The organism is Streptomyces sp. MS19, assembly GCF_047200595.1.
GTDB lineage: Bacteria > Actinomycetota > Actinomycetes > Streptomycetales > Streptomycetaceae > Streptomyces.
This window is the reverse complement of record NZ_JBJZOH010000011.1, coordinates 122,621-143,861: the sequence shown is the minus strand read 5'-3', so window position 1 is coordinate 143,861 and position 21,241 is coordinate 122,621. Positions and strand designations below refer to the sequence as shown.

Genomic DNA, 21,241 nt, shown 5'->3' with positions numbered 1-21,241 from the left:
AGAAGGTACGAGAGGAAGGCCCTGGCGGGTTCACCCGCCAGGGCCTTCCTGCTCGTCGGTACGCCAACGCGTGCGCCCACACGATCGGCTGCACAGCTATCTTGGTGCCCTTCTCTCATCCGCCAGGCGATGCCTGAGCGACAGACAGCCAACGAGCCAGCACATCGGACCAGGGCCTCACGGCACTCGCCTCGTTGCGACAAGGCATACCCGCGCGATGGAATCTCGCCACTCGTACCGCGCGATCCGGGCAGGCGGCGTTCGATCAACCGGGCAAGGCCGGAACGCCAAGGATCTCCCCGATATCATCCTTCGCCCGGTCCGTACTGAGATCCACCGTGTGGGCGAACTTGTTGAGCAGCCGCAACTGCCGCTCAGCCTGCGGCGAGCTGTCCGCGCCGGAATAGAGGGCAACGAAATTATGAATGTTTTGCTGCTTTTCGACCACGTCGATGCGGTACAGAAGGTCATTCACGGATTGCATCAACAGCTTGCCGGAGCGATTGGAGCTCACCCTGTCCATCAAAATCGTCCGCTCAGCCGCGTAGCGATAGTCGAACGTCACCGACTGCGGGACCTCACGAACCCGCACGTGATAGTCCACATCGCGATCGATTCTGTGACCAGGCGGGAGGACCAGTCGCTTGAACGCGGTCTCCGCGAGTATGTCGAGGGCCAGCGGGTTCGCCACCTCCGACGCGACAAGGACAGAGAAGAGTTCGTCGGCGACGCCTTGAGGCAGCCTTCCGTCAGCGGTCTCAAGTACCGGACCCCGGCGTTCGACCAGGTAGCTTTCGCCCACACGCTTGGACAACGACTCGATGCGCGCATCAAGGGTCCCCCGGAGAGCCTCTTTGCAAATAAATTTCACCCAAGCCTTATAGGTCTCCACTCCTCTCACACGTTTATTGATCCGTTGACCGTTGATGGAGCCGTCAGGCCGCTGTCCCAAGAACCGACTCCCCACCCCCTGACTGGAGGTGACCACGACACCGACATTGATCGGCTCATTACGGAAAACATCGTCGACATACTTGACGAGAAACCAACTTCCATCCATGGATCACTCACCTCCACCGGAATCCAGAGTCCAGGCCGTGACTCCCGTGAACTCCGGATACGACTCCTGGATGAATCGACCAAGGTTGAGTTGACGGTATGCGAGAAAGTCCACAAGAGCTTCCGCCTCAGCGCGGGACAACAGGTTCGCGCCCGAGCACGTCCCCACAGCCCTGTTCAATTCCGCACGAGTGATCGACTGCGTGCGGCCGACCCATGACTCGAAGTGTTCGACCGTAGGGAGGTGCGGCACCAGCTCGTGCTGCTTGACTCTCTGTTCCCTCACCTGTCGCAGGGAACCGATGCCTTCTCCCCTTGGGCAGGCGCCGAACAGCGCTTGATCGTGATCGAATGCGGCCACACCCAGCGAAGGCATGTAGGCGAGATTTCCGTCATGCCGGTCTGAGTTCGAGATCCACTGGTCGAGGACAACCACACCGGTTGCTTCCCAGGGAAGATCGGCGCCGAGTTCCTCGAAGTCGGCCGGCGGTGGGCGTTTCCCCAGCTCACCGAAGCCAAGAGACACGAAGCCCCACTCCGAACCCAATTTGACCAGGGCGCCGGGTGGCACCGGCACACCCATGGCCAGGCCCAATGCAGTGGAGACGTAGTCGTTCACGACACAGTAAGGAAAGTCAGGGTTGACCGGACGCGCATAGGCCGCGAGCTGCGCAAGCAACACGCCTCCCGACGAGCCCTCGACCATAGCTCCCAGGTTGACCTGCGCCGCCTGGTATCCGAAGGTCCCCACCGGAGATCGGGGCTTACCGCTCACACTCTCCTCCGGGGGTACGAACAGCCTTCTTGCTCGTCGGAGCACAAGTGGCCGGTCAACAAGGGCAGCGCCATCCATCCTAGCGACGTCACCTCCTCACTGCGCCAGGTGATCACCGCACATTGCAACTTCGAACGTCTGGACGGAATCACCATGAAGGCTCGGTGTCGGCACCGAGAAGCTTTCTGTGCCGTCAGTGATGATCGGGGCATGGTCGCTGTGCTGTGTCCCGAGCCGTTTCGGCCGGGGGGTGGTGTGCCGGTGCGTGTCTGGTACGCGTCGTACGGGTCCAACATGCATGCCGAGCGGTTGCGGCACTACATCGAGGGCGGACGGCCGGCGGGTGCCCGGCGGGTGTATCCGGGGTGCCGGGACAGGACGCCGCCGGCGCGTTCTGCCGCCGTGGTGGTTCCGGGGCGGGTCTACTTCGCGACGGAGTCGCCCGTGTGGACCGGCGGCAGGGGCTTCTACGACCCGGCGGCCGGGGGCGTCGCGTGGTGCGTCGCGCATCTCGTCACGGCGCGGCAGTTCTCCGACATCGCCGCGCAGGAGATGTACCGGACGCCGGGGGCGGGCGCCGGCCCCGGTCTCGCGGGCGCGCTGGCCACCGGCCGCGCGCGGCTCGGGCCCGGCAGGTACGAGACGCTCCTGTGCCTGGGAACGCTGGCGGGGGTGCCCGTGCTCACGTTCACCGCGCCGTGGCGGATGGCGGACGTCGAGCTGCGGCGCCCGGCCGCGCCGTACGTGGCGCATCTCGCCGCCGGGCTTGCCGCGACCGGGGCGTGGGGGCGGGCGGAGGTCGCCGCCTATCTGGCCGGGTGTCCGGGGGCGCGGGGCCACTGGACCCCGGCGGACGTCGGCGCGCTGATGGCGGCGGGCTGAGGCTCCCGCCGCCCCGGCCGGCGGGTGGTCAGCGCACTTCCTGGAAGCGGATCTGGTTGCCCGCCGGGTCGCGGAAGGCGCAGTCGCGTACGCCGTACGGCTGCTCGGTCGGCTCCTGGACGACCTCGGCGTCGCCGGCCACCAGCTTCTCGAACGTGCCGTCGAGGTCGGGGGTGGCGAGGAGAATCCAGCCGTAGGTGCCCTTGGCCATCATCTCGGTGACGGTGCGGCGCTCGTCGTCCGTGACGCCAGGGTCGGCGGCCGGGGGCGCCAGGAGGATGGAGGTGCCGGGCTGCGCGGCGGGGCCGACCGTGATCCAGCGCATCGCGCCCGCGCCGACGTCGGTGCGCACCTCGAAGCCGAGGAGGTCGCGGTAGAAGCCGAGGGCGGCGTCGGGGTCGTCGTGCGGGAGAACCGTGGTGTGAATCGTGATGTCCATACCCCTCACGCTAGCTACGGGCCGGCGGGGCGTGCTTCTCGATTCCTGACCGGTCGGGTGACCTGCTTGGCGACGCAGGCGGGCAGGCCCGCCACCGCGTCGGCCGCCTGGCGGCGGTAGGCGCTCGGGGACATGCCGACGAGTTCGCTGAAGCGCGTGCTGAAGGTGCCGAGGGAGGAGCAGCCGACCGCGAAGCAGACCTCGGTGACGCTCAGCTCGCCCCGGCGCAGCAGCGCCATCGCGCGTTCGATGCGGCGCGTCATCAGGTAGCTGTACGGGGACTCGCCGTACGCGGCGCGGAACTGCCGGCTGAGGTGCCCGGCGGACATGTGCACGCCGCGCGCGAGCGCCTCGACGTCGAGCGGCTGCGCGTACTCGCGGTCGATCCGGTCGCGTACGCGGCGCAGCAGCGCGAGGTCGCCGCGGCGCTGGTCGGCGGTGGTTCTGCTGGTCACGGGCGTGATGCTGCCATGCGCGCGCCGGTTCTGCCCAGGACCGTGCCCGGTTCGCCCGTTGATACCACTCCATACGTAGCACTACGCATAGAGCACGACAGGCAGAGTACTATCAGTGAGGCCGGCCCATGCGAAAGCTCGTCTACTACGCCGCCGTCACCCTCGACGGCCGGATCGCCGGTCCCGGCGGCGAGTTCGACTTCTTCCCCCAGGCGACGAGGCGCAGGCCGCGGCCTACTCGGCGTGGATGAACGCCCGGCTCCCGGAGACCGTCCCCACCATGGGGCGCGACGCCGAGGGCCTCGCGGACGCCCCCAACCGCCGCTTCGACACCGTCCTGACGGGCCGCGGCAGCTACCTGCCGGGCCTCGACGCGGGCTTCACCAGCCCGTACGCACACCTGCGCCAGTACGTCGTGTCCACCACCGTCGCGCCCGACATCGACCCGGCCGTCACCGTCGTCCCCGGCGATCCCCTCGGCCTCGTGCGCCGCCTCAAGGAGGAGGACGGGCTCGACATCCGGCTGTGCGGCGGGGGCGTCCTCGCGGGCGTCCTACAGCCGGAGATCGACGAGCTGATCATCAAGAGCTATCCGGTGGTCATCGGCGCCGGCGTCCCCTTCTTCGACGGGGACTTCGACCCGACGCTGTTCGACGTCGCCGAGCGCGAGGCGTTCGACGACGGCGTCCTGGTGACGCGCCTCACCCGGCGGTGACCGCGCCCGCCGCCGCGCGTCAGGCGGCCGGGACGGGCTCGGCCGCCGCGCCGGTGGGGCGCCCGCCGGGGTGGCGGCGGCGCCAGACCCAGAAGACGGCGCACGACAGCAGCGCCCAGCCGCCGAGCACCAGGTAGGGCTGCGCCTGCTGATGCCCGCGGAAGTAGACGGCGGTGTGCAGCGCGTTGACGGCGGCGCCGGGCGGCAGCCAGCGGCCGATCGCGCCGAGCACCGAGGGCAGCAGCGGCCAGGAGACGGCGCCGCCGGATGACGGGTTGCCCAGCATGACCATCAGCACCCACGTCGGGAGGATCGCCCACCGCCTGACCAGCGCGTTGAACATGCTGAAGACCATCCCCGACGTGAACATGGTCAGCGCCAGCGTCCCCCACGACTGCCAGAACGGGAGCGGCAGCGCCCCGAGCCACCAGTCCACCGTCGCGATGATCGCCAGCCCGCCGAGCAGCGCGTAGCAGGCGGTGAACGCGATCCGCTCGCCCGGATTGAGCGCGGGGGCGTTGACGCTCAGCTGGACCGTGCCGAGGAAGCCGATGATCACGGTGGCGATCGAGATGTAGAAGATGGCGAGGCCGCGCGGGTCGCCGCGGAAGAGCGGTTTGATGTCGGTGACCTTCAGGTCGATGTGCGCGGACTTCGCGGCGGCGGGCGCGTCCTGCCGCAGCAGCTCGGCGACGGACGAGCCCGCCGCGCTGACGAGCTTCAGCTCGACGCGCTCCCCGCGGTTGCGGAAGACCGCGAAGACCTCCTGCCGCTCCACGGCGTCCACAGCCTGTGGATAGGTGCCGTAGCGGTGGATGCGCAGCGACGCGTCGAGCCGCCCCTCCAGCTCGGCCACGAACGCGTCCACCCTGCTGCGCGACTCCGGCTCGCCGACGACGGCGACAGGCACGTGCCGCGGCGCCGGGTCCGCCATCGCATAGGTGTACGACCCGGCGAACAGCGCCGCCGCGCCCGCCGCGATCAGCGACACCACGACCGCGGGAAAGTAGACCGACGCGCGCGCCTTCCGCCACCAACCGCTCACGAAGCAACCCTAGACATGACACAGGCGGACATCTCAGGCGAAACACGCGCACCTCGATATCGGCTCGCCGCCCACCGCGCGCGGGTGAGACGCTTGGGTACGTATGCCTACACACCCCTCCCCCGTATCCAGGGCGGCCTCTCCCGCGCCGTCCGCGCCGCCCGTGTCGGAGCTGGCCGCCCGGCTGCCGGAGCTGAGCCTGCGGGACCAGCGGCGGATCGGCCGGCGGCTCGACGGCGCGCGCCGCATCCGCAAGCCGTCCGCCCAGCAGGCGGTGCTCGCCGAGATCGGCGCCGCGATCGAGACGGCGGAGGCCCATGTCGCGCGCCGCCGCGCCGCCGTGCCCGCCGTCACGTATCCCGAGCAGCTGCCCGTCAGCCAGAAGAAGGACGAGATCCTGGCGGCGATACGCGACCACCAGGTGGTGATCGTCGCGGGGGAGACCGGCTCGGGCAAGACGACGCAGCTGCCCAAGATCTGCCTGGAGCTGGGCCGGGGCGTGAAGGGCCTCATCGGCCACACGCAGCCCCGGCGCCTGGCGGCCCGTACGGTCGCGCAGCGCGTCGCCGACGAGCTGCGGACGCCGCTGGGCGAGGCCGTCGGCTACAAGGTGCGCTTCACCGACCAGGCGGGCGACGCCACGCTCGTCAAGCTGATGACGGACGGCATCCTGCTCGCCGAGATCCAGCACGACCGCGAGCTGCGGCAGTACGACACGATCATCATCGACGAGGCGCACGAGCGCAGCCTCAACATCGACTTCCTCCTCGGCTACCTCGCCCAGCTCCTGCCGCGCCGCCCGGACCTCAAGGTCGTCATCACGTCGGCGACCATCGACCCGGAGCGCTTCGCCCGGCACTTCGCGGACGCGGCGGGCCGCCCGGCGCCGGTCATCGAGGTGTCGGGGCGCACGTACCCGGTCGAGGTCCGCTACCGGCCGCTGCTGGAGGAGCCGGGGGACGCCGGGGAGGGCGAGAACGGCGACGCGGGCGCCGACCGCGACCAGACCACCGCCATCTGCGACGCGGTGGACGAGCTCCAGGCCGAGGGGCCGGGCGACATCCTGGTCTTCCTCTCCGGCGAGCGCGAGATCCGCGACACGGCGGACGCGCTGGAGAAGCGGCGCCTGCGCCACACCGAGATCCTGCCGCTGTACGCCCGCCTGTCGCACGGCGAGCAGCAGCGCGTCTTCCAGCGGCACCCGGGACGCCGCGTCGTGCTCGCGACCAACGTCGCCGAGACCTCGCTGACCGTCCCCGGCATCAAGTACGTGATCGACCCCGGCACGGCCCGCATCTCCCGCTACAGCCACCGCACCAAGGTCCAGCGGCTGCCGATCGAGCCCGTCTCACAGGCGAGCGCGAACCAGCGCAAGGGCCGCTGCGGCCGCACCAGCGACGGCATCTGCGTCCGCCTGTACTCGGAGGACGACTTCCTCTCCCGCCCCGAGTTCACCGACGCGGAGATCCTGCGGACGAACCTGGCGTCCGTCATCCTCCAGATGAACGCGGCCGGGCTCGGCGAGGTCGAGCGCTTCCCGTTCATCGACCCGCCCGACCACCGCTCGGTCAAGGCGGGCGTGCAGCTGCTGGAGGAGCTGGGCGCGCTCGCCGGGGCGAAGCTGACGGAGATGGGCCGCACACTGTCGCAGCTGCCGGTCGATCCGCGCCTGGCGCGGATGGTCGTCGAGGCGGAGCGCAACGGCGTGGCGCACGAGGTGATGGTGATCACCGCCGCGCTGTCGATCCAGGACCCGCGCGAGCGGCCGGGCGACAAGCAGCAGCAGGCGGACGCGAAGCACCAGCGGTTCCGCGAGGGCCCGGCGGAGGAGTCGGACTTCCTGGCGTTCCTCAACCTGTGGGAGTACGTGCGCGAGCGTCAGCGCGCGCTGTCCTCCTCGGCGTTCCGCCGCCTGTGCAAGGCCGAGTTCCTCAACTACCTGCGGATACGCGAGTGGCAGGACATCTACGCGCAGCTGCGCTCGGTGGGCCGCTCGCTCGGCATCGAGCCGGCGGCGCCGCGCGAGGGGCAGGCGGCCGATCCGGCACGCGTCCACCAGTCGCTGCTGGCCGGGCTGTTGTCGCACCTGGGCCTGAAGGACACGGAGAAGAACGAGTATCTGGGCGCGCGGGGCGCGAAGTTCGCGGTGTTCCCCGGTTCGGCGCTGTTCCGGCGGCCGCCGCGCTGGGTGATGTCGGCCGAGTTGGTGGAGACGTCGCGGCTGTGGGCGCGGGTGAACGCGCGGATCGACCCGGACTGGATCGAGCCGCTGGCCGGGCACCTGGTGAAGCGGACGTACAGCGAGCCGCACTGGGAGCAGAAGCAGGCGGCGGTGATGGCGTACGAGCGGGTGACGCTCTACGGCGTCCCGGTCGTCGCGCAGCGCAAGGTCAACTACGGGCGGATCGACCCGGAGACGTCCCGGGACCTGTTCATCAGGAACGCGCTGGTCGAGGGCGACTGGCGCACCGGGCACCAGTTCTTCGCCGAGAACCGCAGGCTGCTCGCCGAGGTCGCCGAGCTGGAGGAGCGCGCGCGGCGCCGGGACATCCTGGTGGACGACGAGACGCTCTACGACTTCTATGACCAGCGGGTGCCGGAAGACGTCGTCTCCGGTGCCCATTTCGACGCCTGGTGGAAGAAGAAGCGGCGCGAAGAGCCGGACCTGCTCAACTTCGAGAAGTCCATGCTCATCAACGAGCAGGCGGAGCGGGTCACCAAGGAGGCGTACCCGGACACCTGGCGGCAGGGGCGGCTGTCCCTGCGCGTGACCTACCAGTTCGAGCCGGGGACGGACGCGGACGGCGTGACCGTGCACGTACCGCTCCAAGTGCTCAACCAGGTGACGGCGGACGGCTTCGACTGGCAGATCCCGGGCCTGCGCGAGCAGTTGGTGACCGAACTGATCCGTTCCCTGCCCAAACCGGTCAGGCGGCACTGCGTCCCGGCCCCCGACTTCGCGCGGCGCTTCCTGGCGGCGACGCCCGAGCCGACCGGCGAGCCGCTGCGCGCGGCCCTGGCGCGCGGGCTCACGCGGCTGACGGGCGTACGGGTCGCCGAGCAGGACTTCGACGAGGAACGCGTCCCGGCGCACCTGCGGATCACGTTCCGCGTGGTGGACGAGCGGCGCCGCCGCGTCCCCGGTGACGCCGAGAGCAAGGACCTGACGGCGCTGCGCGCGCGGATGCGGCCGAAGGCGCGCGAGGCGCTCGACAGGGCGTTCACGGCGGGCGCGGAGGGGCTCACGTCCTGGACGGTCGGCACGCTCGCCCGCACCTTCGAGACGCGGCGCGGCGGCCAGCCGGTGAAGGCGTACCCGGCGCTGGTGGACACCGGGACGGCCGTGGCCGTGCGGCTGTTCGACACGGAGGCGGAGCAGGCGCGCTCGATGGCGCTGGGCACGCGGCGGCTCATCCTGCTCAACCTGCCGTCCGATCCCGGCAAGTTCGCGCAGCGGCAGCTGGACAACGCGGCGAAGCTCGCGCTCTCGTCGTCCCCGCACGGCAGTGTGGCCGCCCTGTTCGACGACTGCGTGACGGCGGCGGCCGACCGGCTGATCGCGGCGCACGGCGGCCCCGCGTGGGACGAGGCGGGCTTCACCGGGCTGTTCGACGCGGTGCGCGCCGACATCACGGACCTGACTGTCCGCATCGTGCGGCAGGTGCGCGAGGTGCTGTCCGCGTGGCAGGCGTGCGAGCGGCGGCTGCGGTCGCTGACGAGCCAGGTGCTCCTCCCGGCGCGCGCGGACGTGCGGCAGCAGCTCGACGGCCTGGTGCGGCCCGGCTTCGTCACCGCGCACGGCGCGCGGCGGCTGCCCGACGTCCTGCGCTACCTGACGGCGGTCGACCGGCGTCTCCAGCAACTCCCGCACCAGGCCGAGCGCGACGCGGCGCGGATGGCGAAGGTGCACGAGATGCGGGACGAGTACGCCTGGCTGCTCGAACAGTTCCCGCCGGGGCGTCCCGTGCCCGCCGCGGCGGCGGAGATCCCGTGGATGATCGAGGAGTTGCGGGTGAGCTACTTCGCGCACGCGCTGGGCACGGCGTACCCGGTCTCGGACAAGCGGATCGTGAAGGCGATCGACGCGCTGGCCCCGGCCGGCTGAGAACGCCAGGTCGGAGCGCGTGGCGGCCGATTGGTGCCCACGCCTCCATCTGGGGTAGAGTCGCCCTCGCGACGTGGTCCTGTGGAGCAGTTTGGAGTGCTCGCCACCCTGTCAAGGTGGAGGCCGCGGGTTCAAATCCCGTCAGGACCGCACAATTTCGGCAGCAGGCCGATCAGCTCGGACTCGAAGAGCCCGGACCCCCACCAGGGTCCGGGCTTTCTGTATGAGCGGCCGCGGTCGTGTGACGTGTGCGCCAGGTGGGTTTCACGGCGGCCCGTGGCGGACACCGACAGGTGGAGGGGACGGGCCGCGGCCGGGCGCACGGGAGCGCCGTCGGCACATGCCACGCCCCGATACACGGAACCTCCGGCGCGACGGCGCGCCCAGGGGGTACGGTGCGAGTGCGCGGGAGCCGACGCCGGCGCCTTCTATCGCAAGATCATCACCGCGGGCAAGGGACGAGCGATGTGACGGGAGTCACGGAACTCGATAGCGCCTTGAGCTCGTTCAACCCCGTAGAGACACCCGTCGATTTAATATGTGCAATTGTACGGCCGGTTGACCGGTGTCCGTGCGGTTCCCGTGAGCCCTCCGCGACACAAAGAGATCGCGCCGGACTCGGCGGAGTCCGGCGCGATCAGGGGCCAAGCGGTCCGGAGTGGGGGCCCCGGAGCCTGGGTCGTGCTGTGCTGATGTCCTGCTGGTGCTGCGTTGCTCAGGCCTCGCCGCGCTGCTGCGGGATGCCCGCGAGCAGCGCGCGCACCTCCGCTTCACGGTAGCGACGGTGCCCGCCGAGCGTGCGGATAGACGTGAGCTTGCCCGCTTTTGCCCAGCGTGTGACCGTTTTCGGGTCAACGCGGAACATCGTGGCAACCTCAGCCGGGGTCAGCAGCGGCTCGGCATCAGGGGTGCGAGCGGTCATGAGCGGCCTCCTCGGGAGAACCGAACCATCACGGTTCTTTCCTCTAAATTCTGCACCTTGACCCGCGTTGCCCGAAATGGCAGTAGCGGGTCGAGTCGGTTATAGGACGAACGGCATGTCCTCGGCACTACAACTACACCATCCGTCCAGCCGGGTCGGCCAAACCGATGGAATTGCCCTCTCAGGTGTTCAACCTCGGCGGAAGCCGACTGGACCATGCCATAGCGGACAGTCACTCGGCCCTCACGATCAGTCACACGGTGATGACTCGGCACCACTCCCGCCAAGGAGCGCAATACCGATCTGTCCGCCCTTCGACACACATCGCCGAGCGGACAGAAGGGCCCCTCGCGGGCTCCTTGTCCTATTTTGACACGAGGGTACTGCTTGCTGGCAAGAGGTTCCTTCCGTGCCATCCATCACGCTTGCGGGCTTTAGCCCCTTGACGTGGGACTTTGGTCCCGGGTCAGTTGGCGAACTGCCGTTCCCTGACCGCCGTCCAGCGTTCGGTCAGCTCCTCGTACAGCTCCCCGGCCCGCCGGGGATCGCCCGCGTCGAGCGCCGTCAGCCCGGCCGCCACGTCCGCCGCCGACCGATCGGCGGCCAACTGGTCACCGGGTACGGCATGGACGAGACCGCCGTAGTCCAGCTCGACGAGCGACTTCGGATGGAACCGCTCGATCCAGCGCCCGACATCGGTCAGCGCCTCCGCGAGCGGACTCTCCGGCATGGCCCGCCGGACGGTCCGCAGCCCGCGCGCCACCCGCCGCCTGGCCTGCACCATCGGCGTACGGTAGCGCAGTTCGGGCCGCGCACCCGCATCGGCCGGCCTGAACTCCCGTTCCTCGTCGGCGAAAAGGGCGAACCAGCGCACCGGTACGTGCCACAGCGCCGACCTGATCCACGGCCGCGCGTCCGCGTTCCGCTCGCGCCAGTCCGCGTACTCCTCGGCCGCCCGCCGCCGCGCCTCGGGCGGCAGCGCCGCGTCCAGCACGGGCTGCGGCATCAGCCACTCCCCCACCGCGTCGAGTGCCTGCCAGGACCGCAGCCGCGTCCGCCACGGGCAGATCAGCGCCTCACCGTCCACCACCGCGACGAACGCGTCCGCGCTCTCCCCGGCGGGGACCACCCGCGCGGGAACGGCCGCGAGCGCCGCCAGCGCGTCCCGCACCTCGTCCTCCGCCGTCGGCAGCCGCTCCCCCTCCGCGTACGCGGCCCAGTGGGCGCGCTCCCGCTCGGGGAAGGCCGCCAGCGGCTCGTAGACCCTCAGATACGCCGCGTACGGCACTTTCGTCACGGACCCTCCCGTCCTCCTGCTCCACGGTCACCCGGCACGTCGCCGCGCCGGTCCTCCCCCGGTCTACCCCGATCGTGTCAGTGCCCCCACCCGGGCGCAGCCAGGACCGCCGCACCGCCGTACGCTCATCTCACCAACAGCCCTCCCGACCCGCACGGGGGCATCCGCAACGTTCCGCAGGAGTCACCACCGTGACCGATGTACGTTCCGCTGTCAGCGCAGACAGCACGGTCGAGGCCGACGTTCTGGACACTCTCTTCCACTCCGCCCAGGGCGGCCACGAGCAGGTCGTGCTCGGGCAGGACCCGGCAACCGGCCTGCGCGCCGTCATCGCCCTCCACTCCACCGCCCTGGGCCCCGCGCTCGGCGGCACCCGCTTCCACGCCTACCCGGGCCGGCCGCGCCCCGAGGAGGCCGCCGTCCGCGACGCGCTGAACCTCGCGCGCGGCATGAGCTACAAGAACGCCATGGCGGGCCTGTCCCACGGCGGCGGCAAGGCCGTGATCATCGGCGACCCCGACGAGATCAAGACCGAGGAGCTGCTGCTCGCCTACGGCCGCCTCGTCGCCTCGCTCGGCGGCCGGTACGTGACGGCCTGCGACGTCGGGACGTACGTGGCGGACATGGACGTGGTCGCGCGCACCTGCCGCTGGACCACCGGGCGCTCCCCCGAGAACGGCGGCGCGGGCGACTCGTCGGTCCTGACGGCCTTCGGCGTCTTCCAGGGGATGCTCGCCTCGGCCGGGCACCGGTGGGGCGACGAGGACCTGGCGGGCCGGACGGTCGGCATCGCGGGCGTCGGCAAGGTCGGGCGCCTGCTGGTCGGGCACCTGCGGGAGGCGGGCGCGCGCGTGGTCGTCACCGACGTGCGCGAGGACGCCGTGCGGCGCGTGCTGGCGGAGCACCCCGGCGTGACCGCCGTCGCGGACACGGAGGCGCTGGTCACGCTCCCCGGGCTCGACGTCTACGCGCCGTGCGCCCTCGGCGGCGCGCTGAACGACCGGACGGTCCCCGTGCTGACGGCGTCCGTCGTCTGCGGCGCGGCCAACAACCAGCTCGACCACCCCGGTATCGAGAAGGACCTCGCGGACCGGGACGTGCTGTACGCGCCCGACTACGTCGTGAACTCGGGCGGCGTCATCCAGGTGGCCGACGAGCTGCACGGCTTCGACTTCGCTCGTGCGAAGGCAAAGGCGGCTGAGATCCGCGCCACGACGCGGGAGATCTTCGAACGCGCCGCGGCCGAGGACGTGCCGCCCGCCGTGGCCGCCGACCGGATCGCGGAGCACCGGATGGCCGCCGGGGCGGGCGCGGCTGCGCCATCCGCGTAAGACATGTCACCCCCCTCGTGCGAGGCGTGTCGAGAAAGAAGGTAAAATCGCCGCTGACCAGCAAAGAGAGGGTCATCGGACGCCATGCTCGCGGCTCCGGTCCTGCGGACGGCGTACCGTAGGCCCGCGGAAGCAGGTACGGTTGAAGTCCGGTGGGCCGGGCTTTCGACCGAGAGCCCGCTCTCGATCATGAACGGATGTCAACACACCGGGGCCGTCGGGTCCCGTCGTTGAGGGGGTCGAGCCAATGGGGCGCGGCCGGGCCAAGGCCAAGCAGACGAAGGTCGCCCGCCAGCTGAAGTACAACAGCGGCGTGACGGACCTCTCTCGTCTGGCCGAAGAGCTGGGTGCATCGAGCCAGGACCGCTCACCGAACGGTGAACGGTTCGAGGACAGCGACGAGCTGGACGAAGAGCTGGACGACGACGTGTACACGCGGTACGCGGAGATGTACAGCGACGAGGACGATGACGACGACGGAGAGCCATCGTCCGATTCCCCGGTGAAACGGCGCCGCGCCTGAGGCGTGCCGCGCCCCGGTCCTCACCGGCGGCTGCGTTCGATCGCACGCGCGACGGCGGACACGACGGTTGACCGCTCGACCCGGTCCGGGCCTCCCGGACCGGGTTCAGTGCTGTCTCCATGCCGCCGGTCAGGCGTAGTCACCCCTGAGGGAGGCGCCGCCGCCCGGCGCGCCGTCGCCGGCCGTGACGATCTCGCCCGCCACCCAGGCGGGGACGTTCCGGTCCGCCAGCGTGGCGAGCGCGGTGCCCACCGATTCCTGGGGGACGACGGCGATCATGCCGACGCCCATGTTGAGGGTCCTCTCCAGCTCGCCGCGCGCCACACCGCCCGCCCCGGCCACCGTGCCGAACACGGGTGCGGGTGACCAGGTGGCCCGGTCCACGCGCGCGTGCAGCCCGTCGGGGACGACGCGGGCCAGGTTGTTCGCCAGCCCGCCGCCCGTGACGTGGGCGAACGCGTGGACCTCCGTCGCGCGCAGCAGCGCCAGGCAGTCGAGCGAGTAGATGCGGGTGGGGGTCAGCAGCTCCTCGCCGAGCGTCCTGCCGAACTCGGGGACCTCCCGTTCGAGGGTCCAGCCGGCCAGCTCGAAGAAGACGTGGCGGACCAGCGAGTACCCGTTGGAGTGCAGGCCGGACGAGGCCATGGCCACGACCGCGTCACCCGCGCGTACGCGGTCCGCGCCCAGCACGGCGTCCGCCTCGACGACGCCGGTGCCCGCGCCCGCCACGTCGTACTCGTCCGGGCCGAGCAGCCCGGGGTGCTCGGCCGTCTCGCCGCCGACCAGGGCGCAGCCGGCGAGGACGCAGCCCTCGGCGATGCCCTTGACCACGGCGGCGACCCGCTCGGGGTTCACCTTGCCGACGCAGATGTAGTCCGTCATGAACAGCGGCTCGGCGCCGCACACCACCAGGTCGTCCACGACCATGGCGACCAGGTCGTGACCGATCGTGTCGTGCACGTCCATGCGCTGCGCGACGGCCACCTTGGTGCCGACGCCGTCCGTCGCGGAGGCGAGGAGAGGGCGGCGGTAGCGCAGCAGCGCCGAGGCGTCGAACAGGCCGGCGAAGCCGCCGATGCCGCCGACGCTCTCCGGGCGCTGGGCCTTGGCCACCCACTTCTTCATCAGCTCGACGGCGGTCTCGCCGGCCTCGATGTCGACGCCTGCCGCGGCATAGCTGACGCCGCCCGCCACGGGCGCGTTGTCGGTGCTCATCGGTACTTCCTGCTCGGATGGGCCCCCGGTCGTCCGGGGGCGGGTCGGCGGTCCGCCCGGGTCACGGGCGCCGCAGCGCGTCGGCCGCGCCGGGTCCTGTGAGGAGGGGCAGGGACGCGTCGGGCTGCTCCAGCACGTCCTTGCCGAGGACGGCGGGGTCGGGCAGCTCCATCGGGTACTCGCCGTCGAAGCAGGCGCGGCACAGGTCCGGCTTGTCGATGGTGGTGGCCTCGACCATGGCGTCCAGGGAGATGTACGCCAGGGAATCGACGCCGAGCGAACTGCCGATCTCCTCGACGGACAGGCCGTTGGCGATCAGCTCGGCGCGGGTGGCGAAGTCGATACCGAAGAAGCACGGCCACTTGATCGGCGGCGAGCTGATCCGGACGTGGACCTCGGCCGCGCCCGCCTCGCGGAGCATGCGCACCAGGGCACGCTGCGTGTTGCCGCGCACGATGGAGTCGTCCACGACCACGAGGCGCTTGCCCTGGATGACCTCTTTGAGGGGATTCAGCTTGAGGCGGATGCCGAGCTGCCTGATGGTCTGGCTCGGCTGGATGAAGGTGCGGCCGACGTAGGCGTTCTTGACGAGCCCCGAGCCGTACGGGATGCCGCTCGCCTCGGCGTAGCCGACGGCGGCGGGGGTGCCGGACTCGGGGGTCGCTATCACCAGGTCGGCGTCGGCCGGTGCCTCGGCGGCCAGCCTGCGGCCCATCTCCACCCGGGAGAGGTACACGTTGCGCCCGGCGATGTCGGTGTCGGGGCGGGCGAGGTAGACGTACTCGAACACGCAGCCCTTGGGCTTCGCTTCCGCGAAGCGTGTGGACCGCAGGCCGCGCTCGTCGATCGCGATCAGTTCGCCCGGCTCGACCTCGCGCACCACGGAGGCGCCGACGATGTCCAGGGCCGCCGTCTCGGAGGCGACCACCCAGCCGCGTTCGAGGCGGCCGAGGACCAGGGGGCGGATGCCCTGCGGGTCGCGGGCGGCGTAGAGCGTCTCCTCGTCCATGAAGACGAAGCTGAAGGCGCCCTTGACCTGCGGGAGGACGAGCGGGGCGGCCTCCTCAGGGGTGAGCGGCGCGCCCGTCTCCTCGTCGGTCTGTCCGGCGAGGAGGGCGGTGACCAGCTCGGTGTCGTTGGTCGCCGCGACACGGTGCCGCGGGCCCCGGCCGCCCGGGAGGGAGGCGACGAGGCGGGCCAGTTCGGCGGTGTTGACGAGATTGCCGTTGTGGCCGAGGGCGATCGATCCGTGCCCGGTGGCGCGGAACGTGGGCTGGGCGTTCTCCCAGGTGGGAGCGCCCGTGGTCGAGTAGCGGTTGTGCCCGACGGCGATATGGCCGGGCAGGGAACCCAGAGAGGTTTCGTCGAAGACCTGGGAGACCAGTCCCATGTCCTTGAACACCAGGATCTTGGAGCCGTCGCTCACCGCGATTCCCGCGGACTCCTGTCCGCGGTGCTGCAACGCGTACAGCCCGAAGAAGGTGAGCTTGGCGACCTCCTCGCCCGGGGCCCAGACTCCGAAGACGCCACAGGCGTCCTTCGGGCCCTTCCCACCGGGGTCGAGGTCGTGACTGAGTCGTCCGTCACCACGCACGACTCCGAGTCTAGGCCAGGTGGCGGGGGCGCGGAGAACCCCCGGAAGGTGAGACATGCCCCATAGGAGTCCCCCGCGCGCCCCCCGTGGGGACGGTTCGTGGTCAGACGAGCACGGGCAGTTCCGCCGCGAGGGCCGTGGCCCGCTCGCCGCTCGCGCGCAGCCGGCCGGCGGCGGTCGCGGCATCCCACGTGGTGCGGCCGGTGGCGAGGCGCAGCCAGGTGAGGGGATCGGTCTCCACGACGTTGGGCGGCGTGCCCCTGGTGTGGCGCGGCCCGGCGAGGCACTGGACGGCGGCGAACGGCGGGACGCGCAGCTCGGTGGAGGAGCCGGGCGCCTTCAGGGCCAGCGCGTCGGCGAGGACGCGCGTGGAGATGGCGAGGGCGGCGCGGTCCAGCTGGACCTGGCGGCCGGTGGCGCGGGAGAGGTCGTCGCTGTGCAGCGTCAGCTCGACCACGCGGGTGACGGTGAAGTCGACGGCCCGCATCGCCCCCAGGTGGTGCGGAACGAGGGCGTCCTCGCGCACGCCCGTCTCCAGGACGGCCTCCAGTTCCTCGGCCGCGGAGTCGATGGCGTCCACGGGGGCGGCGTCGCGCTCCTCGTGGACGGTCTCCAGCACCCAGGACGGGATGTCGAGCTGCGGCCTGACGGCCCGGGGCACCGGCTCCGCGAGCAGCCGGGGCAGTGCGTCGATCTGCCGGGCGAGGTGCCCCAGCAGTTCCCGGGCCTTCGCGCGCTGCTCGTCGTCGAGGTCGTGGGCTGCGAGCCGTACGAATTCCACCTGCGCGAGCACGGCGTCACGGACCCGGTCGGGGTGGTAGGCGCGGGGCTTGCGCCGGACGGGGCCAGACATAGCACGGAGCTTACGTCGAAGATCCTTCCCAAGGGGATGACCAGGGACCTTTCGAATCAGCACCGCATGCGGGGCGGGTCGGCGGGGCGGGGGACGAATCGGTGTGTACCGGTGCCGAACGCCTCGAATGGGCCGGGGAGGCGTCGGGTACCCCGTTCCACATGACCGCTATGGAACTGCGAAGCACCGCATTCGAGGACCGCGCGCCGGTCCCGGGGCGCCATGCCCGGGACGGTGAGAACGTGTCCCCGCCGCTGGACTGGTCGCGGCCCCCGCCCGGCACGCGCTCGATGGCGCTGCTGTGCGAGGACCCCGACGCGCCCTCCGGCGCGTTCCTGCACTGGCTGGTCACGGGGATCGACCCGACCAGTCCCGGTGTGGGGCCCGGCGAGCTGCCGGACGGCGGGGAGGAGCACACGAACGGTTTCGGCGAGCCCGGCTGGGGCGGCCCCGAGCCACCGCCGGGGGACCCGGCGCACCGTTACCGCTTCCGGCTCTACGCGCTGCCGGGGGGTGTGTCGCTGCCCGAACAGGTGTCGGCGGGCGACGCCCGCCGGATTCTGGACGCGGAAGGTCTGGCGACCGGCACGCTGACGGGTCTGTACCAGCGTTGAGGAGGTGACCCACGTGGGCAAGAAGGTCGAGGGCAACGAGGAACAGCGGCGGATGGCCGCGCGCGAGGCGGAGCGCTCCGGGGAGCGCCCGAGCGAGTGGAAGGCGACGACGGGAGCGTCCAAGCAGCGGGGCTCGGGCATCGGCCGCGGGAAGCAGCGCGAGATGGCCGCGGAGATCGCGGAGGACCGCGAGGCGCCGCCGCAGCCGCCGCCTGGGCGCACGTTCTCCGGGCGTGAGCACGGCGAGTACGGCGCGGACCACGCGCGGGTGTACGGCGCGCTGGGCGAGGCGGAGCGCCGCCACGGCGGCGAGGCCGTGTTCGCGACGGAGGTCGCGCGGACGGCGGGCCTGCCGGACGAGCGGACGCGGCTGGCGCTGCACGACCTGGTGACGGTGCACCGGCTGGTGACGGAGTTGCAAGGCACGGACCGCCCTGACATGGGCCCGCGCTACGAGACGAAACCTGGCCGCTGACCCACGGGCCGGCAGGCCGCATCCCGGGACGCCGTCGCGGCACGCCACGACGGCGTCCCGTTTGCACGCTGTGCCCCGCCCTGCCGAGGCCGGCCATTCAGAACGGCTGGACGCGAGTGAGAACGCAGTACGGCGGATCGGCGTCCGCGACGACGACATACTCCGCGACACCGAGCGCGCCACCCGCTCCCAGGGGAACACGTCGCTGCTCGGGCCATTTCCCGGATGCGGAGTGCCCCGGTACATCCCCCCTGTGCTCGTTGATCGCCACAGTCACGGCCAGGACAGCGGAGAAGCGACAGCAGCTGCTCAACGCCCGGTGCCAGATGGCAGAGCCATCGGTCTTCACCGTCATGCTCACTCAACAGGCAGGCCCCGGGCTTGGCGTCGGGCCAGGACGGATCGCACGCTCGCCAGCGGCAGTGTGCCGTCGAGCGTGGCCACGGTGATGCGGTCGCCGTCCGGGTCGGTGTCGAGCATCGCTTCGCACCACCAGTGCCGCAGAACCGCCTCGGCCTGTTCCAGCGGGGCGGTACCCAGTTGGCGGTAGAACTCCATGCGCCGGGAGGCGGTCAGCGCGCCGGCGATGCCGTCGATGGTGCGCGGCACGCGTTCGCCGTCTCCTGCTTGGTCACGATGAACCGGCTGTACGCTCATGGGCTCCGTTCTCGTTGTCTCCGCCCCATGCTGTCGAACCTTCGGACGGAGTCGGCAGGGAGGGCGGCCGTCACCGTCATGCCGCCTTCGGGGTGGGGGTGGGCGGTGAGGATGCCGTGGTGGCGGTGCACTGCCGTGGCGACGATCGACAGGCCCAGGCCGGGGCCCGAGGAGGAGCCGACGCGGTCGGGGGTGAGGCGGCGGAAGGGTTCGAAGAGTTCGGGGACCGTGTGCAGGGGTATCGGCGGGCCGCTGTTGCCGACCTCGATCTCGGCCCAGCCGTCCGGCGCCGTGCCGGTGCGCACGTGGACCCAGCCGTGGCCGTCCCGGGTGTTGTGCCGGACGGCGTTGGCCACGAGGTGGGTGACCAGGGCTTCGAGGTGTGAGAGGTCGCCCCGGGTCTGTGCCGGGGCGTTGGAGAGGTGGACGGTGACGCGTGAGGCGGCGGCCTCCCGTTCCGCGTGGGCCACGGCTCGGTCGGCGAGAGCCGCGAGATCGGCGGGGGCGTGCGGTGACGCCGGTTCGGCGAGCAGCAGGAGGCCGGCGAGGACGCGTTCCTGGCGGGCGGTGACGTCGAGGAGCCGTTCGCCCAGCTCGCGTATGCCGGTGGACGGCGGGGCCGCGCGCAGGACCGTCTCGATGCGGGCGCGGTGCTGGGCGACGGGGGCGGCCAGTTCGCGGACGGCGTGCGCCGCGAAGCGGTGCGGTGTGGCGGCGGACCGGGTGAGCCGTTCGGCCAGGATGTCCACCGCGGCGCAGAGGTCGTCCGTGCCGCCGGTCGCCGGAGAGGGTGTGCCCGCGCGGCGGGCCGATGCGGTGGCCCGGCGCAGCGGGCGCAGCACCTGGCCCGCGAGCATCCAGCCGAGGAGGGCGGCGGCGGCCACCGCCAGGCAGAGGATCAGCGCCCCCGGGAGCAGGACGGGGTGGGCGGAGGCGCTGGGCGCCTCGGTGGGCAGCGTGGTGACGGTGCTGCTCTCGCCGTCCAGCAGGGTGAGCCGCGCGCGGGTGCCCGGCTCGGACTCCGGGGCCGGTGGCTCGGGGGGCGGGCGGCGCAGCAGGGTGTGGGCGACGGCGAGCAGGGCGGCGCCGACGGCCAGGAAGAGGCCCGCGCCCAGGAGGGCGAAGCGGACGCGCATCCGCTGGAGGTGTGGGAACGCCGCCGTGTGTACCCCGTTCCGTCCGTCCACCGCTCCCCCGATCCGCCTTCGTGAACCCAGCATGAACGGCGCGCTGTTCGGTGGGCGTAAGAGCGTGCACACGACCGGCGGGGTTGTGTCATCGCTTCATGATGTAGTACTTCTTATACATGGCAGAGCAGGTGCACAACAGATTGTCCGTGGTGCGCGCGGAACGGAAAGTGACACGGCGGGAGTTGGCCGAGGCCGTGGGCGCGCACTACCAGACGATCGGGCACATCGAGCGGGGGCAGTACAACCCGAGCCTCGACCTGGCGCTGCGCATCGCCGCCCACTTCGGGCTGCCGGTGGAGGCGCTGTTCTCGCTGGAACCGTTCCGGCCGCTCACGGACGAGATGTACGGGAGGACGACACCATGACGCACGGCACGAACGCAGGTCTCAGCGCCCACGACCGCCGGATGACCCGGCTGATGAACCAGGACGCGGCGCGGCACTGGCACGCGCGCCGGTGGCAGCGGCGCACCTGGACGGCGGCGCACATCGCGCTGACGGCGGGCGCGTTCGCCCTCTTCGCCCTGGCGGGCGACAGCGGGGCGCTGCTGCTCGCCGTGCTCGTCCCGCTGCTGCTCGCCTGGTGCGTGTGCACGGGTGTGCTGAACACGGCCACGCGTGGCCTGTTCGAACTGCGTGCGCGCGCCCTGGACGAGCGGCAGTTGGCGGACCGCGCCCGCGCCCACACCGTCGCGCACCGCGTGCAGTTCGCCGTGCTGCTGGCCGTGCTCGCCGTCCTGCTGATCACGGACGGCCTGCCGGACGGCATGACGGCGGCGGGCGTGGTGGCCGCGCTCGCGGTGACGCACTGGCTGCTGCCGCTGTGGGTGGCCGTCCTGCGGACCGAGGACGAGACGGACGACGACGAGCTGCCGGCCACGACGGCCTGACCGGCGGGCCGGGCAGCGCCCGTCCGTCGCCCGAGGGACGGCTGCGACATCATGCGGAGCGCGGGTCAGCCGCTCCTCCGGCCGATCCCCGCACTTCCGGGCCTTGGGGCCACGCCCGGCGGAAGCGCGGAGGGCGCGCCTGGGTCGTGTCGTTCGGGTCCTGGCGGATCGGTCCGCGTCGTCGGACGCCGTGCCTCGCAAGGCAC

At 71.4% G+C, this 21,241-nt stretch carries 20 protein-coding genes, 1 tRNA gene and 1 pseudogene; 10 read left to right on the top strand and 12 right to left on the bottom strand.

Annotated elements, in window-relative coordinates; translation table 11 throughout:
* Positions 1-265: 265 nt before the first annotated feature.
* Together ACL02R_RS14300 and ACL02R_RS14295 are read right to left on the bottom strand one after the other, a co-directional pair.
* Positions 266-1,060, bottom strand: a complete 795-nt coding sequence (locus ACL02R_RS14300) for a hypothetical protein (RefSeq protein WP_412797260.1) — start codon at positions 1,058-1,060, stop codon at positions 266-268.
* 3 nt (positions 1,061-1,063) lie between these two features.
* Positions 1,064-1,834, bottom strand: coding sequence for a hypothetical protein (locus ACL02R_RS14295; protein ID WP_412797259.1), 771 nt, complete (start codon positions 1,832-1,834; stop codon positions 1,064-1,066).
* A 402-nt stretch (positions 1,835-2,236) separates the two neighbouring features.
* Here ACL02R_RS14295 and ACL02R_RS14290 point away from each other — a divergent pair, with 402 nt between their 5' ends.
* Positions 2,237-2,716, top strand: a complete 480-nt coding sequence (locus ACL02R_RS14290; RefSeq protein WP_412797258.1) for a histone deacetylase — start codon at positions 2,237-2,239, stop codon at positions 2,714-2,716.
* Positions 2,717-2,744: 28 nt separating this feature from the next.
* Here the strand turns inward: ACL02R_RS14290 and ACL02R_RS14285 are convergent, their stop codons facing one another.
* Entirely contained in the window at positions 2,745-3,155 is a 411-nt protein-coding gene (locus tag ACL02R_RS14285; protein WP_412797257.1) for a VOC family protein, read from the bottom strand.
* A gap of 14 nt (positions 3,156-3,169) precedes the next feature.
* Entirely contained in the window at positions 3,170-3,610 is a 441-nt protein-coding gene (locus ACL02R_RS14280; protein ID WP_412797256.1) for a helix-turn-helix transcriptional regulator, read from the bottom strand.
* Positions 3,611-3,738: 128 nt separating this feature from the next.
* Here ACL02R_RS14280 and ACL02R_RS14275 point away from each other — a divergent pair.
* Positions 3,739-4,325: pseudogene (locus ACL02R_RS14275) on the top strand (dihydrofolate reductase family protein).
* A gap of 19 nt (positions 4,326-4,344) precedes the next feature.
* Here ACL02R_RS14275 and ACL02R_RS14270 read toward each other — a convergent pair.
* Positions 4,345-5,370 carry an ABC transporter permease gene (locus tag ACL02R_RS14270; RefSeq protein ID WP_412797255.1) on the bottom strand — a complete coding sequence of 342 codons (1,026 nt, stop codon included), beginning with the start codon at positions 5,368-5,370 and terminating at the stop codon, positions 4,345-4,347.
* A 103-nt stretch (positions 5,371-5,473) separates the two neighbouring features.
* Between ACL02R_RS14270 and hrpA the strand changes: the two genes are divergently transcribed.
* Together hrpA and ACL02R_RS14260 are read left to right on the top strand one after the other, a co-directional pair.
* Positions 5,474-9,475, top strand: a complete 4,002-nt coding sequence (gene hrpA, locus ACL02R_RS14265) for an ATP-dependent RNA helicase HrpA (RefSeq protein WP_412797254.1) — start codon at positions 5,474-5,476, stop codon at positions 9,473-9,475.
* A 75-nt stretch (positions 9,476-9,550) separates the two neighbouring features.
* Positions 9,551-9,625: transfer RNA gene (locus ACL02R_RS14260), tRNA-Asp, on the top strand.
* A 565-nt stretch (positions 9,626-10,190) separates the two neighbouring features.
* Here ACL02R_RS14260 and bldC read toward each other — a convergent pair.
* Positions 10,191-10,397: a developmental transcriptional regulator BldC gene (gene bldC / locus ACL02R_RS14255; RefSeq protein ID WP_019431930.1), complete on the bottom strand. Its 207-nt coding sequence runs from the start codon at positions 10,395-10,397 to the stop codon at positions 10,191-10,193.
* Positions 10,398-10,863: 466 nt separating this feature from the next.
* On the bottom strand, positions 10,864-11,694 hold the full coding sequence (locus ACL02R_RS14250) for a hypothetical protein (RefSeq protein ID WP_412797253.1): 831 nt from the start codon (positions 11,692-11,694) through the stop codon (positions 10,864-10,866).
* Between the two features lie 191 nt (positions 11,695-11,885).
* Between ACL02R_RS14250 and ACL02R_RS14245 the strand changes: the two genes are divergently transcribed.
* Together ACL02R_RS14245 and ACL02R_RS14240 are read left to right on the top strand one after the other, a co-directional pair.
* Positions 11,886-13,025 carry a Leu/Phe/Val dehydrogenase gene (locus ACL02R_RS14245; protein ID WP_412797252.1) on the top strand — a complete coding sequence of 380 codons (1,140 nt, stop codon included), beginning with the start codon at positions 11,886-11,888 and terminating at the stop codon, positions 13,023-13,025.
* Positions 13,026-13,272: 247 nt separating this feature from the next.
* On the top strand, positions 13,273-13,548 hold the full coding sequence (locus ACL02R_RS14240; protein WP_412797251.1) for a DUF3073 domain-containing protein: 276 nt from the start codon (positions 13,273-13,275) through the stop codon (positions 13,546-13,548).
* A 129-nt stretch (positions 13,549-13,677) separates the two neighbouring features.
* On the opposite strand, the gene purM is transcribed toward ACL02R_RS14240, so the two are convergent.
* The 3 genes from purM to ACL02R_RS14225 form a co-directional block, all read right to left on the bottom strand.
* Positions 13,678-14,763 (bottom strand): phosphoribosylformylglycinamidine cyclo-ligase, encoded by a 1,086-nt coding sequence (gene purM, locus ACL02R_RS14235; protein WP_412797250.1) that lies wholly within the window; start codon positions 14,761-14,763, stop codon positions 13,678-13,680.
* Positions 14,764-14,824: 61 nt separating this feature from the next.
* Entirely contained in the window at positions 14,825-16,414 is a 1,590-nt protein-coding gene (purF, locus tag ACL02R_RS14230; protein ID WP_412797249.1) for an amidophosphoribosyltransferase, read from the bottom strand.
* A 46-nt stretch (positions 16,415-16,460) separates the two neighbouring features.
* The gene (locus ACL02R_RS14225; protein WP_412797248.1) at positions 16,461-17,210 is read right to left on the bottom strand and encodes a sterol carrier family protein; all 750 of its coding nucleotides are present in this window, start codon (positions 17,208-17,210) and stop codon (positions 16,461-16,463) included.
* A 161-nt stretch (positions 17,211-17,371) separates the two neighbouring features.
* Here ACL02R_RS14225 and ACL02R_RS14220 point away from each other — a divergent pair, with 161 nt between their 5' ends.
* Positions 17,372-17,824 (top strand): YbhB/YbcL family Raf kinase inhibitor-like protein, encoded by a 453-nt coding sequence (locus tag ACL02R_RS14220; RefSeq protein WP_412797247.1) that lies wholly within the window; start codon positions 17,372-17,374, stop codon positions 17,822-17,824.
* A 4-nt stretch (positions 17,825-17,828) separates the two neighbouring features.
* Positions 17,829-18,299 (top strand): hypothetical protein, encoded by a 471-nt coding sequence (locus tag ACL02R_RS14215; RefSeq protein WP_412797246.1) that lies wholly within the window; start codon positions 17,829-17,831, stop codon positions 18,297-18,299.
* A 357-nt stretch (positions 18,300-18,656) separates the two neighbouring features.
* Here the strand turns inward: ACL02R_RS14215 and ACL02R_RS14210 are convergent, their stop codons facing one another.
* Positions 18,657-18,908 (bottom strand): hypothetical protein, encoded by a 252-nt coding sequence (locus ACL02R_RS14210; RefSeq protein ID WP_412797245.1) that lies wholly within the window; start codon positions 18,906-18,908, stop codon positions 18,657-18,659.
* A 44-nt stretch (positions 18,909-18,952) separates the two neighbouring features.
* Positions 18,953-20,143, bottom strand: coding sequence for a sensor histidine kinase (locus ACL02R_RS14205; RefSeq protein WP_412797244.1), 1,191 nt, complete (start codon positions 20,141-20,143; stop codon positions 18,953-18,955).
* A 119-nt stretch (positions 20,144-20,262) separates the two neighbouring features.
* Here ACL02R_RS14205 and ACL02R_RS14200 point away from each other — a divergent pair, with 119 nt between their 5' ends.
* Positions 20,263-20,511: a helix-turn-helix transcriptional regulator gene (locus ACL02R_RS14200; RefSeq protein ID WP_398841838.1), complete on the top strand. Its 249-nt coding sequence runs from the start codon at positions 20,263-20,265 to the stop codon at positions 20,509-20,511.
* Complete coding sequence (locus ACL02R_RS14195; RefSeq protein WP_412797243.1) at positions 20,508-21,035, top strand: hypothetical protein; 528 nt, start codon at positions 20,508-20,510, stop codon at positions 21,033-21,035. Before ACL02R_RS14200 ends, ACL02R_RS14195 begins: the two co-directional genes overlap by 4 nt.
* Positions 21,036-21,241: the final 206 nt, after the last annotated feature.

Excerpts from the sequence above, each read along its gene's own strand:
- ACL02R_RS14300 (WP_412797260.1), bottom strand. The coding sequence starts at position 1,060 with ATGGATGGAAGTTGGTTTCTCGTCAAGTATGTCGACGATGTTTTCCGT.
- ACL02R_RS14285 (WP_412797257.1), bottom strand. The coding sequence starts at position 3,155 with ATGGACATCACGATTCACACCACGGTTCTCCCGCACGACGACCCCGAC.
- hrpA (WP_412797254.1), top strand. The coding sequence starts at position 5,474 with ATGCCTACACACCCCTCCCCCGTATCCAGGGCGGCCTCTCCCGCGCCG.
- bldC (WP_019431930.1), bottom strand. The coding sequence starts at position 10,397 with ATGACCGCTCGCACCCCTGATGCCGAGCCGCTGCTGACCCCGGCTGAG.
- ACL02R_RS14240 (WP_412797251.1), top strand. The coding sequence starts at position 13,273 with ATGGGGCGCGGCCGGGCCAAGGCCAAGCAGACGAAGGTCGCCCGCCAG.
- purM (WP_412797250.1), bottom strand. The coding sequence starts at position 14,763 with ATGAGCACCGACAACGCGCCCGTGGCGGGCGGCGTCAGCTATGCCGCG.
- purF (WP_412797249.1), bottom strand. The coding sequence starts at position 16,414 with ATGTCTCACCTTCCGGGGGTTCTCCGCGCCCCCGCCACCTGGCCTAGA.
- ACL02R_RS14225 (WP_412797248.1), bottom strand. The coding sequence starts at position 17,210 with ATGTCTGGCCCCGTCCGGCGCAAGCCCCGCGCCTACCACCCCGACCGG.
- ACL02R_RS14220 (WP_412797247.1), top strand. The coding sequence starts at position 17,372 with ATGACCGCTATGGAACTGCGAAGCACCGCATTCGAGGACCGCGCGCCG.
- ACL02R_RS14200 (WP_398841838.1), top strand. The coding sequence starts at position 20,263 with ATGGCAGAGCAGGTGCACAACAGATTGTCCGTGGTGCGCGCGGAACGG.
- ACL02R_RS14195 (WP_412797243.1), top strand. The coding sequence starts at position 20,508 with ATGACGCACGGCACGAACGCAGGTCTCAGCGCCCACGACCGCCGGATG.